The sequence below is a fragment of the Nonomuraea maheshkhaliensis genome (assembly GCF_039529435.1).
Lineage (GTDB): Bacteria > Actinomycetota > Actinomycetes > Streptosporangiales > Streptosporangiaceae > Nonomuraea > Nonomuraea maheshkhaliensis.
Genome location: NZ_BAAAMU010000194.1, coordinates 1 through 14549, shown reverse-complemented (window position 1 = coordinate 14549; position 14549 = coordinate 1). Strand labels below are relative to the sequence as shown.

Genomic DNA, 14549 nt, shown 5'->3' with positions numbered 1-14549 from the left:
GGAGTGGGGCTGTGGGGCGCGGGACAGTACGCGTCCACGCACCGCTTCGAGGTGGTCGCGGCGGCGAACCCGTCGCCCGTGGGCACCGTGGAGACCGGCGGCAAGGGCGGCGAGGCCCCTCAGTCGGCCGACCAGGGGGAGGGTCAGGGCCCGGGTCAGCCCCAGGCTCAGACGCAGCCCGATCCCGGGCAGACCCAGGCCGAGGTGACCGTGCCGTGGGGCGTGACGCAGAGCGCCGACCCCGGCAACGACGTCGGCCCGATGGTGCTGCCGAACGACTGGACCTCCCAGACGCCCGCGACGCCCGAGCTCAGCACGGTACCGACACCGCTGCCCATCACCACCACCCGGCCCGTCGCGCCGCCGCGGGTGACCGTCCAGCCGCCGGTGGCCCAGCCCACGGTGACCGTGACGGCGAGCACCCCGTCCACGCCGACGCCCTCGAACGAGATCCCGCCCCAGACGACCGACACCCCGACGCCCACCCCGTCGGAGTCCGGGACTCCGGTGCCGACCGTCACCGTGACGATCACGCCCACCCCGACCGTGACCGAGACCGCGACCCCGGTCCCGACCTCCACGGCCACCGCGGCGCCGACCCTCACGTGGCTCCCCACGACGCCCGCCACGACCAAGCCGAAGCCCACGGCGACGCGGACCGCGCCGCGCCCCACGCTCACCGCGAGGCCGGCCCGCAACCCGCACACGCCGTCCTCGGTCTGCGGGGCGGGGTTCGTCGTGAAGGGCGCGCAGGAGTTCCAGGGCGGCCAGGTCGTCCTGCTCGCCCACCGGTCGACCGGTGAGGCCTGCGTGGTCACGATGAAGCGCGAGGACGTGGGCCAGAAGGCCAACATGAGTGCTGCGATCTCGGTGCAGAACGGCGGCGGCAAGAGGGACAACGGTTCGTACGAGTACTACGCCGGGCCGGTCAAGCTGCCCGCCAAGGGCAAGTGCGTCCGGTACTCAGGCAGCGTCGGCACCGCCGGCACCGGCGGCTCGGCCTGCCTCTGACCCCTACGCGGCATGTGAAACCCCCTCCGGGCAGGTCCCGGAGGGGGTTTTCCGCGTCAGAGGGCTCAGCGGGCGCCAGAGGGTCGCCGGCCGTTCATGACCACGTTCGGAGACGCGGACCGCTCATGACCACGTTCAGGGACGCGGGCCGTTCATCAGCACGTCCCTGGCGGCCGTGGCCGCCTGCTCGGCCATGACGACGGCCGCGGTGATCTCGTCGGCCAGGCGGCGCGCGTCCAGGCGCTTGCGGCTCAGCGGGTGGATGTCCAGCGCGACCAGCGTGCCGAGCGCGTCGGTCCTGGCCACGATGCGGCCCTCGTCGGCGCGCCCGACGAACTGGCGCGCGCTCCACTCGGCCGCCCGCTCCTCGGCCCGCCTGGCGGAGGCCACGACGGCGTCCAGCCGTTCCATCAGTTCCCGCATCTCGCGGGTCCCGGGTGTCTCGGGCATCTCGGGCATAAAGGACATGGGATCATCCCTCCCGCAGCACGCGCTCGATGTGGGGCGCGAGCGGATCGCCGCCCGGCATGGACGGGTTCCGGCCGCCCAGCCCCTCGGTCAGCTCCGTCAGCCGCTCGCCCATGGCACCCTTGGCCGCGCCGATGGCCTGCTTGACGGCCTCGGCCAGCTCGGCGTGGTCGAGCTCGCGCAGCCCGCGCGCGTCGATGCTCAGGCCGAGCAGGCCGCCGGTGCCGGAGACGCGGGCGCGGACGACCTCGCGGGCGTCGGTGCCCTCCATGCGTTCGCGGGCCAGCTCGTCCAGCGCACCGCCGAGCGCGGCGGTCCACGCGGTGACCTCGCGGACGAGGCCGGCCAGGTCGCCCTCCCTGCCCTGGAGGAACGCCTCGATCTCGGTCACGACTCCTCCATCGGGACCCATCGGTCCTGGTGCTGGATCTGGGGTGAGATGTTGAGCTCGCGCGCGCCCTGCTCGGGCTTGCCGGAGTTGTAGAAGGCGCCCAGCAGGTCGTTGAGCCGCAGCTCCAGCTTGTTCAGCTCGCCTTCGTTGGTGACGTAGATGTCGGCGAACTGCTTGAGCAGGTTGCCGAGCGCGCCGGCCCAGATGCCGAGGTAGCTCAGCAGGGCCGCCCGGCCGACGGGGTGCGCGCTCATGCCGGCCAGCGCCCTGAAGACGGGCGCGGAGCCGGCGTACAGGCCGAGCACCGACAGGTCGTACTCGGCGACCTCCTTGAACTGAGTCTGCATCGCGCCGCTCATGTCGTCGCTGACCTTGCCGAGCTGGCTGAACAGGCCGTTGACGTTGAACCTGACGTACTGCTGGAGCATCTCCGCCGCATCGCCCTTCCAGTTGGGGGCGATGTCGTCGAAGTAGCCGCGCCACATGTTCGACCGGTTGCCCTCCAGCGAGCCGCTCATCTCCTTCCAGGTGTCGCGCCTGCTGGAGAAGAGGAACGGGTTGCCCACGTTGAGCGTGGCCGCCACGTCCAGGGCGAGCGCGGCCACGCCGAGCCCGGACAGCACCATCGCCTGGCGGGTGGGCTGGCGGGCGATGTTCAGCTGCCCGATCAGGCGGCGGTAGAAGCCCGGGTCGGGGCGGGCGCCGGCCGGGGTCACCTGGACGGTCCGCGCGATGTTGCCGCTGCGGTTGGCGATGTGGAGCTGCTGCGTGCCCGCGGGAGGGGTGTTCTGGCCCGGTACGACGAGCTTCGGCGGCTGGTTGGAGGGGGTCGACATCAGGATCCTCCACCCGGCCGCTCGGCGTTGCGGTAGTTGTTCGCCGCCATAGCGATCTTGCCGCTGTCGGTCTGGAGGACGTCGTGCAGGATGCCGGCGCTGTCCTTCCAGGAGTCGGAGATGCGGTTGAAGCGGTTGACGAACATGAGCCCGACGAGGGGCACGCCGGCGAGAGGGGCCAGGTCCATGCCCTCGAAGCGGGGCGTGTACTCCTTGACCTCGTTCACGCCCTGGGCGGCGCCGCTGATGGAGCCGGCGAACTTGTCGATGGAGCCGGCGTTCGCCTCGTAGCCGCCCTTCTTGCCGTCGCCCTTCTGCTCCGGCTTCGGGGCGGGCTTGGACGGGGCGGGGGAGGCGCTGGGCCGCAGCGCCGGCGGCAGGCACGCCGGTGGCGGGCACTTCGGCGTGTGCGGGCACGGGCTGACGACGGTCACGGCCGGCCCGGGCGACTGTGACGGGGCCGGCGACTGCGACGGCCCTGGCGACTGCGTGGGCGTCGGGCTCGGGCCCGGCGTCTGGCCCGGGGTCTGGCTGGGTGTGGGGCTCGGCGTCTGGCTCGGCGTGGGGCTGGACGTCGGGGTGGGCGTCGGGGTGGGCGTCGGGCTGGACGACGGCGGGGGCGAGGAGGGCCCTCCGGCCGGCGTGTCCGGCGAGACGCCGGCCGTCGGAGACGCGCTGGGAGACGGGGTCGACACGTGATCAACGTAGCACCGGAAGTAACACGAAAAATCGGTATAAGACCAGGTTAGAGGCCCATTAAGCTACGTTTCACGCACTTGTCATTCGCCGTTATCCTGGCTCAGTACGGCTTGTATCCGCCGCCGCTCTCCAGCGACCTGATGCCCGGATGGCCGGCCAGGTTCCCGTACCGGCTGTAGGTGTAGAGCACCCCGGCGATGATGTTGTCCACCGGCTCCCGGATCTTGTCGTACCCGGGCAGATGGTGCGTCTTGAACGTCGGCGGGATGGTCTGCATCAGCCCCTGGGACGGCACGCCGTTCCGGGCGTTGATGTCCGTGAGGTTGATGGCGTCGGGCCTGCCGCCCGACTCGTGAGAGATGATCGTCCAGATGCGCTGGATGTCCTGGGGATCGTTCGGGTCCAGGTCGCTCACGTTCAGGCCGCGCTGCCGCATGATCGCGGCCATCTCCGGCGAGCGGATGATCGTGAGCGCCTGCTTGATCCACTCGACGACCTGGGGCTTGGGCGCGGGGGTGCTGCCGTACGACGACGGCGCGCCGACGCCGCCACCCGCGCCGCCACCCGCGCCGCCACCACCGCCGAGCGTGCCGCCGGGCCCGCCGGGGTCACCTGACGAGGCGAACTTGGTGGTCGGGTGGTAACTGCCGATCTTGCGCCAGTCGACCTTCTTCTCACCGGGGTCGAAGTCGGCGCCACCGGCCGCGCGGATGCCCTTGAAGAAGCCGAACCCGTCGCCGAGCTGCCCGTCGAGGGCCTCCTTGGCCGTGGTGAGCGCCTTCTGTGCCCTGGTCACCTGCTTGCCGGCCTCGGTGACGGGGTCGGCGTCGAACTGGCCGCGCACGTGCGCGTCGATCTGCTCCTGAGTGGCGTCGGAGTGCTTGCCCTTGTAGGCGCTCTCAGCGTTCTGCGCGGTCGTGTGCAGCCCGTCGATGGTGTTGTAGGCGCTTTCGAGGGTGGAGGCGGCCGTGTCGAGCGCCTTGGCGCAGGAGCCGAGGGCGCCGTCCAACTGGCTGCCCGCCTTGGGGTAGGCCGCCATGTAGCCGGCGAAGGCCGTCGCCGAGTCGCCCTGCCATGCCTTGCCCACCTCGGCGACGTACTTGGGCAGCCGGTTCGTCGAGGTGGAGGCGTGGTCGCCCGCCGTGCGCAGGCTGGCCGCGATGGCGCGGATGGCCGCCGGGTCGCCGTGGACCTTCTCCCTGAGCGCGGCGAGCTGCGAGGCGACGCTCATGCGCCGGAGGCTCCCGCGGCGCCGCGGAAGTTCGCGGCGACCTTGCCGAGCGCCTCCTCGACGCCCTGCATCCGGCTGCGCCCCCAGCCGTACTCCTCCTTGACCGAGCCCCAGACCTCGTCGATCTTCTTGGCCAGGGCGCCCGCGCCGTCGAGCGAGCCGAAGATCTCGGCGCTGGTCGCGCCCTTCGGGGCCTTGCTCTTACCGTCCGTGAACGCGTCCTCGAAGTCGAGCATGTTCCTGACCTTGTACGCCTCCTGGCGGCACTCCTCGATCGCCTGGACGTGCACATCGACAAAGCTCATGTAACTCCCTGACCGACCGGGCAAACGCGCGCAACGGAGCATAGTGGACGGCTCACGGCGACTCCAGGTACGCGGTCTGGATCAGCCGGGCCCCGAACCGCCGGTCGGCGTAGAAGCCGCGGCCGACCGGCAGCGGCTGCGGGCGGATGTTGCCGAAGAGCTGGCCCTCTTCCCGGTTGCCCGACATGATCAGCGCCGGGCTGGCCATCTCCTTCATCCGCTGCACGGCCTGGTCGTACATGGCCCGGCTGGCGCCGCCGCTCTGCCGGGCCAGGATGAGGTGCAGGCCGATGTCGCGGGCCTGCGGCACGAGGTCGGCCAGCGGGGCGAGGGGGTTGTTGGACGTCGCCACCAGGTCGTAGTCGTCCACCACGATGTAGAGGTCGGCGCCCTGCCACCAACTGCGCGCCCGCAACTGCTCCGGCGTGAGGTCGGCCGGCGGCAGGCGCTTGAGCAACGCCGAGCGGGCGTCCTGGATCAGCTCGGTGGCCGCGGTGCTGGAGGCCGCGTAGCCGATGCGGTGGTCGGTCACCGCCGTGTCGAGCAGCGACCGCCGGTAGTCGATCACGATCATCATGGCCTCGCGGGCCGTGTTCCTGGCGACCACGCCCTCCATGATCAGCTTGATCACGTTGGACTTGCCGCACTCGGTGTCGCCGAACACGATGAAGTGCGGGTCGGTGTCGAAGTCGAGCGCCACCGGCGAGAGCGTGTCCTCGTCGATGCCGATCGCGATCCGGCCCCGTCCCGTCTGCTCAGGGCCGGGCAGCGCGGAGACGGGCAGCAGCGAGGGCAGCAGGCGCACGGGCGGGGCGGCGGGGCCCTGCCACGACTGCCGTACGTGCTCCACCAGCGAGCGGGTGGCATCGGCCACGTCGTCGGCCCCCGTCTTGCCGTCCACGCGCGGCAGCGCGGCGAGGAAGTGGAAGCCGTCCCTGGTCAGGCCGCGCCCCGGCACGCCTTCCGGCACGGCCAGCTGCGCCTTCCTGTTGACCTCCGACTCGTACGAGTCGCCCAGCTTGAACTCGATCCTGGTGCCGAACAGGTCCCTGATCCCGGACCTGAACTCCGACCACTTGTTGGTCGAGGCCACCACGTGGATGCCGTACCCGAGGCCGCGCGCCGCCAGGTCGGTGATCACCGTCTCCAGGCTCTCGAACTCCTGCCTGATCGTCAGCCACCCGTCCACGACCAGGAACACGTCACCCCAGCCGTCGCTCTGGATGCTGCCGTCGGCGGCCATGCGCCGGTAGGTGGCGATGGAATCGATGCCGTGCGCGGCGAAGCTCTGCTCCCGCTGCCGCAGCAGCGCGCTCACCTCGGCCACGGTCCTGCGGACCCGGTCGGTGTCGAGCCGGGTGGCCACGCCGCCCACGTGCGGCAGGCCGTCCAGCGCGGCCAGGCCGCCGCCGCCGAAGTCGAGGCAGTAGAACTGCACCTCACGCGGCGTGTGGGTGAGCGCCATGCTGGTGACGATCGTGCGCAGCGCGTTGCTCTTGCCGCTCTGCGGCCCGCCCGCCACGCCGATGTGGCCCGCCGCTCCCGACAGATCCAGCCAGAACGGGTCCCGCCGCTGCTCGAACGGCTTGTCGATGATCCCGATGACCGCGTGCAGCCGCCCGCGCCCGTCCCAGCCGGGAGTGGACAGGCCCAGCTCGGGCGTGGCCGACAGCGGCGGCAGCAGGTGCGCCAGCGTGGGCGGCTCGCCGAGCGGGGGCAGCCAGATGCGGTGCGCGGAGGGGCCGTGCCCGGCCAGCCGGCGTACCACGATGTCGAGCAGGCTCTCCTGCCCGCCGCGCTCGTCCACCTCGGCGGCGCGGGCCTCCTTGTGCTGCTGCTTGACCACGGGGACGGGAACGTAGCTGGGGCCGTACTCGACGACCTGGCGCAGGATGGTGCCGCCGTCGTCGATGCTGGGGCGGCGGGACTCGGACTGGTAGGCGCCCGACACGTACGCGGCCTTGAACCGGGTCATGCCGGTGGTCTCGAACTTGAGATAGCCGTTGCCCGGCGCGGACGGCAGCTCGTACGCGTCCGCCACCCCCAGCACCACCCGGCTCTCCATGGCCGAGAACGTGCGCAGGCCGATCCGGTAGGACAGGTGGGTGTCGAGGCCGCGCAGCCGCCCCTCCTCCAGGCGCTGGGAGGCCAGCAGGAGGTGCACGCCGAGCGAGCGGCCGAGCCGGCCGATCATCACGAACAGGTCGATGAACTCCGGCTTGGCCGACAGCAGCTCGCTGAACTCGTCCAGCACCACGAACAACGTCGGCATCGGGGCGAGCTCGGCGCCCTGCTCCCTGGCCCGCTCGTAGTCGCGCAGCGAGGCGTAGTTGCCCGCGGCGCGCAGCTGCTCCTGGCGGCGCACCATCTCGCCGTGGAGGGCGTCGTACATGCGGTCGACCAGCGGGAGCTCGTCCTCCAGGTTGGTGATGACGGCCGAGACGTGGGAGAGCGAGTCGAGGCCGAGGAAGGTCGCGCCACCCTTGAAGTCGACCAGGACGAAGTTGAGGATCTCCGACGAGTGCGTCAGTGCGAGGCCGAGCACCAGCGTGCGCAGCAGCTCGCTCTTGCCGGAGCCGGTGGCTCCGATCACCAGCCCGTGCGGCCCCATGCCGCCCTGCGCGGACTCCTTGATGTCGAGCTCCACGAGGCGCCCGTCGGCGCCGATGCCGATCGGCACCCGCAGCCGGTTGCGCCCGGCGCGGGGCCGCCAGACGACCGCGGGGTCCACGTGCGCGGGGTCGCCGACGCCGAGCAGGTCGGTCAGCGTGGTGTTGACCGCCAGCACGTCCTCGGCCTCGCCGCCGGTGGCCGCCGAGGCCCGCAGCGGGGCGAGCTGCCTGGCCATGCCCTCCGCGCGCATGTAGTCGAGCCCGTCGGGGTCGCCGAAGCGGGTCTTGTGCTCCTTGCCCGCGTGGTCGATCTTCACCATGTGGAAGCCGTCCGGCTGGACGTCCAGCCGCAGCGTGCTGTTCTCCTCCACGTCGGGGGTGGAGCCGGACAGGTCGATCACGGTCACGCCCTGGATGGCGTCCGCGCCGAGCTGGGAGTCCTGCGACACGTAGCCGCCGTCCACGATCAGCACGTGGTACGGCAGCGCGTCGGCGGCCGCGCCCGGGCGGAACCGGGCGCGTTCCTTGAGCTCGTCGCCGACCAGCCGGTCCAGCTCGCTCAGGTTGTCGGTCATCAGCCGCACCTGGCCGGCCGCGTCGGTCTCCTCAGGATGCAGCGCGTGCGGGAGCCACTTGATCCACTCCCAGTGCGGCATCCACTCGGCGTTGGCGCACACCATGATCCGCATGTCGTCCGGCGAGTGGAACACGGTCAGCTGGGCCACCATCGCCCGCACCAGGTCGCGCATCGCCGTCGGGTCGCCGGTCAGCCTGATCCGCGCGAACGAGCCGAGCGCCACCGCCACGGGCAGCTTGGCCACCGTCGAGTGCGCCCTGATGAAGCGGCGCAGCGCGCCGGCCGACAGCGCGTCCAGGTCCTCCACGGGCTTGGAGTCCGGGGGGATGATCTGGATGGCCAGCTTCTGCACGCCGGTGCCGAGCCGTACGGTGGCGAAGTCCTCGTCGCGGGGGCGGCGCTCCCACAGGCGCGGGCTCATCGCCACCCACCACAGGCCGTCCGGCTCGGGGTTGCTCCACTCCAGCGCCTCGCGCTGCTGCTTGGCCGCCCGCCTGGCCCGCTTGCGCACCTGGTCCAGGTAGCGGAAGTAGTCGCGGCGGGCGCCGTTCAGCTTGTACTTGCGCTCGCCCGACTGGCGGCCGACCTGGCCCAGCGTCATGCCGACCATGGACAGCGCGAACAGGCCGCTGGAGACGTACATGATCGGGTTGGAGTTGCCGAACGAGGTGAACATCAGGGCCATCGCCGCCGCGCCGGCCAGCATGGGCAGGTACGTCAGCACGAGGACGAAGCCCTGCCCCTGGACCTCGGGGATCTCGGGCGGCGATTCGAGCAGGATCTCGCCCCGCGGCGGCTTGGGGCCGGGGCGGCGCTCGGGGCGGCGGACGACGACGATGCTCATCGAGACGTTCTTACCAGAAGAGACCAGATATGTTCTGTGTTGTCCCTTAGCGTTGCTGTGGACGGAGTTAAGAGTTGGGTCACATCGTTCAGGGACCTCCGCCCGGTCGGCCCCCGATGCCGCCGGGCCCTCCCCACGGTCCGCCTTCCATGCAGGCGCCACCGCAGGTCTACAACGGGCGGATGGGTCCCCCGCCGCCGCATGGCCCCTTCCAGCAGGGCGCCCTGCCGCAGGTGCCCATGCCGCTCCCGACCCAGTGCCACGTGACCGTCGTCGGCCCGCGGCGCAAGGCCGATCTGGCGCTGCCCGCCGACATCCCCCTCCCGAACGTGCTGCCCAGCTTGCTGCGCGCGCTGGGCGAGGTGGGCGGCGACGCCGCGGCGGCTCCGGGATGGACGCTGCAGCGGCTCGGCGGAGCCCCGCTCGACCTGGGGCAGAGCCTCAGTACGCTGGGCGTGCTCGACGGCGAGATCCTCTATCTCAGGCCGCGTGAGGCCGTCCTGCCGCCCGCCCTGTACGACGACGTGGCCGACGTGGTCGCCACCGGCGTGCGCGGCGGACGCGGCGTGTGGTCGCCCAAGCACACCAGGATCGTCGGCGCGAGCGGCGCCATGGGCCTGCTGATGCTGGGCTCGGTCGGGCTGGCCGTGTCGGGCATGCCGGGACTGACCGTCACGATCGTGGCCGGGCTGCTGGCGCTGCTGCTCATCGTCACCGGCACGCTGCTGTCGCGCGCGGTCGGCGACTCGATGGCGGGCGCGCTGATCGGGCACGCGGCGCTGCCGTACGGGTTCGTCGCGGGCCTGTTCGCACCAGGGACGGCGGCCGGCTTCGGGGCGCCGCACATGCTGGCCGCGCTGGCCTGCACGGCGCTGGTGGCGGCCGTCAGCGGGGCGCTGATCTCCGACGGCGTGCCCGGCTTCCTCGGCACGGCCGGCGTCGCCACGGTCGGCGGCATCTGCGCCGCGGTGGTCATGGTGTGGGCGGTGCCCCCTGCCGGGGTCGCGGCGCTGGCCATGGCGCTGCTGCTGGCCTTCAGCCCGCTGGTGCCCACGCTGTCGTTCAAGCTGGCCAAGGTGCCGCTGCCGGCGATGCCGACCACGGCCGAGGAGCTGCGCGGCGACAACCAGCGGCTCGACGCCCCCGTGATCCAGGAGCGCACCCGGGTCGCGCAGGGCTACGCCACGGGCATGATCGCCACTCTCGCGCTGTCGGCCCTGGCCACGCAGACGCTGCTGGTGCTGAACGACGACTGGGTGTCGGACGTCATGACGGTGTCGCTGTCGCTCACGCTGATCATGCGGGCCCGGGTCTTCCGCGGGACGGGGCAGCGGCTCTGGCTCATCGGTACGGGCCTGGCCGGGTTCGCCATGCTCGCTCTGTCGCTGGTGGGCGAGGGCGGGATCGTGGGGTCGCTGGCCGTGGCGATCGGGGTGCTGTGGCTGTCGCTGATGACCGTGGGCGTCGGCGTCTGGCTGGCGACGGGCAAGCCGTCGCCGTTCTGGGGCCGCGCCGGCGACATCCTGGACGTGGCCCTGATCGTCCAGCTCTTCCCGCTCGCCCTGGGAGTGCTGGAGCTTTACACCTGGGTGCGCGGACTGTCGGGATAGGAGTGGCATGAACGAGTTCGGAGATTTCGCGAACATCGACGTCGACAAACTGCTCAGGGAGATGGACCGGGAGGTCGGCCGCCTCGACGACTTCCAGCGCGACATCGGCAAGTGCGTCGGCCGGGCCGAGGACGAGAACGGCTTCGTCACCATCGAGTACGGCAGCGACGGCGTACGGGAGCTGGAGCTGCACCCGAAGGCGATGCGGCTGTCCTCGGGCGAGCTGGCCGAGCTGATCAAGAACGTGCTCCGCGAGGCGACCCAGGACTTCCAGGAGCGGATGTACTCGCTGGGGAACGACGCCTTCGGCGAGGCGGACAACCCGCTGCGGCAGATGAAGGACCCCGAAGCCGCGCTCGCCAGGATCAAGCAGGCCGGGGCCGTGTACGACCGCGCGTTCGAGGACGTGATGAAGGAGTTCGACAAGATCCGCCGCCGGATGAACCTCTGACGCGGCCTCTAGCGCGGCGCGGCAACTGGGCCGGCGGCCGAAATGTCAGAGTTGACAGGGCTCCGACCTGCTGATTTGTCCGATAGTCACCATGTCGCGACAGATCCGTAATCTGAGGTTGCTGGGAAAAATGGGGTCAATGGTGGCTACGATGCCATTTGATGTTGTTCGCGGGGGGTAGTCGGTTTCCTTGCGGGACCGCCCGCCCTAGCAGACGAAGCCATCTCGACTTGGAGGTCCAGTGGCACTGTACGGGGCAAGCTCGACCCGGCTGATGAACGCGGCAGGCTACTGCGAGGAGACCGCGCAGTACATCGAGGGCATGAGGCAACGGGTCCAGGCGATCAAGACCCAGCTGGTCACGCAGGGGTGGAAGGGCGGGGCTTCCCAGAAGTTCAGCGGCGCGCTCGACCAGTGGGACCTGGAGTTCAAGGCCGTCATCAAGAGCCTTGAGGACATCTACGACCGCCTGAACGTCGGCGCCGGGGTCTACAAGAACGCCGCCGACGAGAACATGGACCTGGCCGGCCGGGCCACCAGCGCCGGCGCCGGTCGCGTCGACTCCCTCATCAACCGCTGACCTGGACGGAGCACAACGCCATGGGTATGCCCGCAGAGGACTACACGTTCGTCCGGTTCGGCTCGATGGACGAGGCCTACGAGGACCTCAAGAAAGTCATCACCGAGCTCGACCGGGTCACCGACCAGCTGTACGCCGACATCAAGAAGGAGCTCGGGCCGAGCTGGGAGGGTGACGCCCAGCAGTACTTCGACAAGAAGCGCGAAGAGTGGAACACCCACGAGAAGGCCATGGGTGAGCAGCTCTTCCAGGCGGCCTCCTCGGTCAACATCGCCAACGGCAATTACCAGGCCGCTGAGCGCCGCAACATCAGCATCTGGTCGGACTGACCCAACACCTCCACCCTCTCGGCCATCGCCGCGGCGCGATGGCCGAGAGCACTGTTGCCGGGGGAAGGCATGAGCGAAAACGCGCCGGAGATGGACGTCGACCCCAAGTTGTTCGACGCGCGGGAGAACTCGCCGTCGAGCATGCGGGTGATCGCGGAGGAGCTGAGGAGCACCTTCGAGGCCCTGATGGGCAAGAGTGAACGCCCGAACGGCAACGTCAACCAGATCTACAAGAGCGGCGAGCTGTCCCGCGCCGAGTTCGGGCAGTGGAACGACGCCACCCGCCTGGCCGCCCTCCTCGGCTCGGACAACGCGGGCAAGAAGTTCGTCGAGGTGTACGAGAAGTTCATCGAGGCGTTCGAGAAGGTGGCCGACGCGGTCGAGGTCAGCGCCGCCAACCACGACAAGGCACGCCGGGAGAACGAGGGTGAGGCCTGATGGGTGATCACGGGTCGGTCTGGCTGGCCCAGGGCGGCGCCAGTCCGTCGGGGGAGTACCCCTCGGAGGACAAGAGCCAGATCAAGCAGTGGCTCGACGGCGCCAACCCGCTCGTCATCGACGGCCAGGGGCAGACCTACCTCAACGCCAGCAGCAAGGTCGAGCAGGCGTACACGGCCCTGGAGACGCACGCCCCGAGGATCGCCGCGATCTGGAAGGGTCCCGACGCCAACAAGGCCAAAGAGGCGCTGGAGCTGCTGCACGCCACCGGCAAGGAGCTGTCGGGCGCGCTGCAGAAGATGGGCTCGCAGCTGTCCACGTACGCCCAGCACCTCACGACCGCGCAGACCAAGGTCGACGAGGAGCAGAAGGTCCCGTCGGGCACGGAGGACGCGGCCACCGTCAAGAAGGTGCTGGAGGACATCCACGCCCGGCAGACGCTGCACGAGCTCAACCAGAAGATCGTCGAGGTCTACAACGCGGCCCCGAAGTACCTCAACTACAACCTGCCGACGGTCAGCCTCCCCGGCTCCGGCGGCCCGACCACGACGAACCCGAACTACCCGACCGGTACGCGGTACACGACCACCGGCTCCGGCTACGACGGGTCGAGCGGTGGCAACTACGGCGGATACGACGGATCGGGCGGATCGGGCTCCGGCGGGTCAGGCTCGGGCGGGTCAGGCTCGGGCGGCTCCAATCCCGGGGGGACGAACCCGGGCGGCACGAACCCCGGCGGGACGAACCCCGGTGGCTCCGACCCCGGCGGGACCGACCCGGGCAACACCGGCCCCGGCGCGCCCGGCTCGGGCACGCCCGGGGACCCAGGTCAGACGCCGCCCCCCACCACCACCGGGCCGGGCGACGGCACGGTGCCCCCGGTCATCGGTGACCGCGACACCACCACGACCACCGGCGGCCCCACCACGACCGACCCGCGCCAGACGGACATGGCGAGCTACCGGCCCCCGGTGGTCCCGACCACCCCGACCGTGCCGACGACCATGACGCCGCCGCCCACCACGCTGACCCCGACGCCCGGCTACGGCATGCCGACGCCCGTGGGCGCCGCTCCCGGCATCCCGTCGGTCATCGGCTCTCCCGGTGCCGGCGGAGCCCACCCCGCCCTGGCCGGGCCCGGCTCCGGCCGCGCCGGCGGCGTCGGGCCGGGCGGCATGCCGATGATGCCGTTCATGGGCGGCGCCGGAGGCGGCGGGGAGTACAGCGACCTGGAGCGGAACACGTACATGCCGGAGGACTCCAGCAACTGGACGTCCGGCCATGAGACGACGGATCCGGTGATCGGATGACGAACAACGGTTCAGGCCCCTTCGGCGATCTCGGCGGGATGCCCGGCATGGGACAGGGCGTCTCGTTCGAGAAGGGCGAGCTCGACCGGGCCGGCGGGAAGATCGACGGCCACGTCCAGTACTTCTCCAGCCTCGGTGAGAAGGCCGACGCCCTGCGCGTGCCCTCGCCGCACTTCAGCGTGCTCGGCATGGGCGTGCAGAGCGCCCACGAGAAGGCGATCCAGAACCAGCGCGACGTGCTGAAGCGCGCCCACGACGCGCTGGCCTCCTGGAAGTCGGCGCTCAAGGCGGCCGACAAGAACTACAAGGCCGCGGAGGACGGGAGCGGCAACCAGTACCCTCCCGGCGGGCTGCCCACCGGCAAGCTGCCCGCCGGCCTGAACCCCGGTGGCCTGAAGCCGGGCGACCTGCCCAACGGGGGCGGCCTCGACCTGCCCAAGCCTCCGGGCAGCGACCTGCCCGGCGGTGACCTGCCCAAGCCTCCGGGCAGTGACCTGCCCGGCGGTGATCTCCCCAAGCCGCCGGGCAGTGACCTTCCCGGGGGCGACCTGCCCAAGCCGCCGGACACCAACCTGCCCGGCACCGACATCCCCCAGCCCGAGCTGCCGAAGACCGATCCGGCGGACATGAAGGTCCCCAGCATCGACTCGGCGATCAACGACCCGACGAAGACCGACCTGTCGCAGTTCACGCCGCAGAACCCGTCGCTCACCGGCAACCTGCCGCCGGGCACGGACCCGTCGGCGCTGGGCAACCGCACGGCCGTGCCGAACACGTACGGCGGGCCCGGCGGCGGCGGCAGCGCCGGAACCGGCGCGGGCCTCGGGGCCAACGGCCTGCCGGGCGGCGGCGCGGCG

The 14549-nt window shown here is 71.1% G+C and carries 14 protein-coding genes and 2 pseudogenes; 9 read left to right on the top strand and 7 right to left on the bottom strand.

Annotated elements, in window-relative coordinates; translation table 11 throughout:
* Window positions 1–1011 (top strand): annotated as a pseudogene (locus ABFX54_RS53435) (hypothetical protein); the annotation flags it as partial.
* Between the two features lie 135 nt (window positions 1012–1146).
* Here ABFX54_RS53435 and ABFX54_RS53430 read toward each other — a convergent pair.
* The 4 genes from ABFX54_RS53430 to ABFX54_RS53415 are packed head-to-tail and all read right to left on the bottom strand — an operon-like array spanning window position 1147 to window position 3140.
* Window positions 1147–1479 (bottom strand): YbaB/EbfC family nucleoid-associated protein, encoded by a 333-nt coding sequence (locus ABFX54_RS53430; protein WP_346115018.1) that lies wholly within the window; start codon window positions 1477–1479, stop codon window positions 1147–1149.
* Between the two features lie 4 nt (window positions 1480–1483).
* Window positions 1484–1870, bottom strand: coding sequence for a YbaB/EbfC family nucleoid-associated protein (locus tag ABFX54_RS53425; RefSeq protein WP_346115017.1), 387 nt, complete (start codon window positions 1868–1870; stop codon window positions 1484–1486).
* Window positions 1867–2706 (bottom strand): hypothetical protein, encoded by an 840-nt coding sequence (locus tag ABFX54_RS53420; protein ID WP_346115016.1) that lies wholly within the window; start codon window positions 2704–2706, stop codon window positions 1867–1869. Before ABFX54_RS53420 ends, ABFX54_RS53425 begins: the two co-directional genes overlap by 4 nt.
* Window positions 2706–3140 carry a hypothetical protein gene (locus ABFX54_RS53415; RefSeq protein WP_346115015.1) on the bottom strand — a complete coding sequence of 145 codons (435 nt, stop codon included), beginning with the start codon at window positions 3138–3140 and terminating at the stop codon, window positions 2706–2708. The genes ABFX54_RS53420 and ABFX54_RS53415 overlap by 1 nt, the downstream gene beginning before the upstream one ends.
* A gap of 55 nt (window positions 3141–3195) precedes the next feature.
* Between ABFX54_RS53415 and ABFX54_RS53410 the strand changes: the two genes are divergently transcribed.
* Window positions 3196–3405, top strand: a complete 210-nt coding sequence (locus ABFX54_RS53410) for a hypothetical protein (protein WP_346115014.1) — start codon at window positions 3196–3198, stop codon at window positions 3403–3405.
* A gap of 100 nt (window positions 3406–3505) precedes the next feature.
* Here ABFX54_RS53410 and ABFX54_RS53405 read toward each other — a convergent pair whose 3' ends face one another.
* The 3 genes from ABFX54_RS53405 to eccCa are packed head-to-tail and all read right to left on the bottom strand — an operon-like array spanning window position 3506 to window position 8974.
* Window positions 3506–4636 (bottom strand): transglycosylase SLT domain-containing protein, encoded by a 1131-nt coding sequence (locus tag ABFX54_RS53405; RefSeq protein ID WP_346115013.1) that lies wholly within the window; start codon window positions 4634–4636, stop codon window positions 3506–3508.
* Window positions 4633–4941, bottom strand: coding sequence for a hypothetical protein (locus tag ABFX54_RS53400; protein WP_346115012.1), 309 nt, complete (start codon window positions 4939–4941; stop codon window positions 4633–4635). Before ABFX54_RS53400 ends, ABFX54_RS53405 begins: the two co-directional genes overlap by 4 nt.
* A 52-nt stretch (window positions 4942–4993) precedes the next feature.
* On the bottom strand, window positions 4994–8974 hold the full coding sequence (eccCa, locus tag ABFX54_RS53395; RefSeq protein ID WP_346115011.1) for a type VII secretion protein EccCa: 3981 nt from the start codon (window positions 8972–8974) through the stop codon (window positions 4994–4996).
* A 149-nt stretch (window positions 8975–9123) separates the two neighbouring features.
* Between eccCa and eccD the strand changes: the two genes are divergently transcribed.
* From eccD to ABFX54_RS53360, 7 genes and pseudogenes are all read left to right on the top strand, one after another.
* On the top strand, window positions 9124–10584 hold the full coding sequence (gene eccD / locus ABFX54_RS53390; RefSeq protein WP_346115010.1) for a type VII secretion integral membrane protein EccD: 1461 nt from the start codon (window positions 9124–9126) through the stop codon (window positions 10582–10584).
* Window positions 10585–10591: 7 nt separating this feature from the next.
* Window positions 10592–11035: a YbaB/EbfC family DNA-binding protein gene (locus ABFX54_RS53385; RefSeq protein WP_346115009.1), complete on the top strand. Its 444-nt coding sequence runs from the start codon at window positions 10592–10594 to the stop codon at window positions 11033–11035.
* A gap of 274 nt (window positions 11036–11309) precedes the next feature.
* A complete protein-coding gene (locus ABFX54_RS53380; RefSeq protein WP_346115008.1) occupies window positions 11310–11615 on the top strand; it encodes a WXG100 family type VII secretion target in 306 nt (101 codons plus the stop codon).
* A gap of 20 nt (window positions 11616–11635) precedes the next feature.
* Entirely contained in the window at window positions 11636–11944 is a 309-nt protein-coding gene (locus ABFX54_RS53375) for a WXG100 family type VII secretion target (RefSeq protein WP_346115007.1), read from the top strand.
* A gap of 69 nt (window positions 11945–12013) precedes the next feature.
* Complete coding sequence (locus ABFX54_RS53370; RefSeq protein WP_346115006.1) at window positions 12014–12382, top strand: hypothetical protein; 369 nt, start codon at window positions 12014–12016, stop codon at window positions 12380–12382.
* Window positions 12382–13692, top strand: coding sequence for a WXG100 family type VII secretion target (locus ABFX54_RS53365; protein ID WP_346115005.1), 1311 nt, complete (start codon window positions 12382–12384; stop codon window positions 13690–13692). The genes ABFX54_RS53370 and ABFX54_RS53365 overlap by 1 nt, the downstream gene beginning before the upstream one ends.
* Window positions 13689–14549, top strand: a pseudogene (locus tag ABFX54_RS53360) (hypothetical protein); the annotation flags it as partial. The gene ABFX54_RS53365 and the pseudogene ABFX54_RS53360, both read left to right, overlap by 4 nt.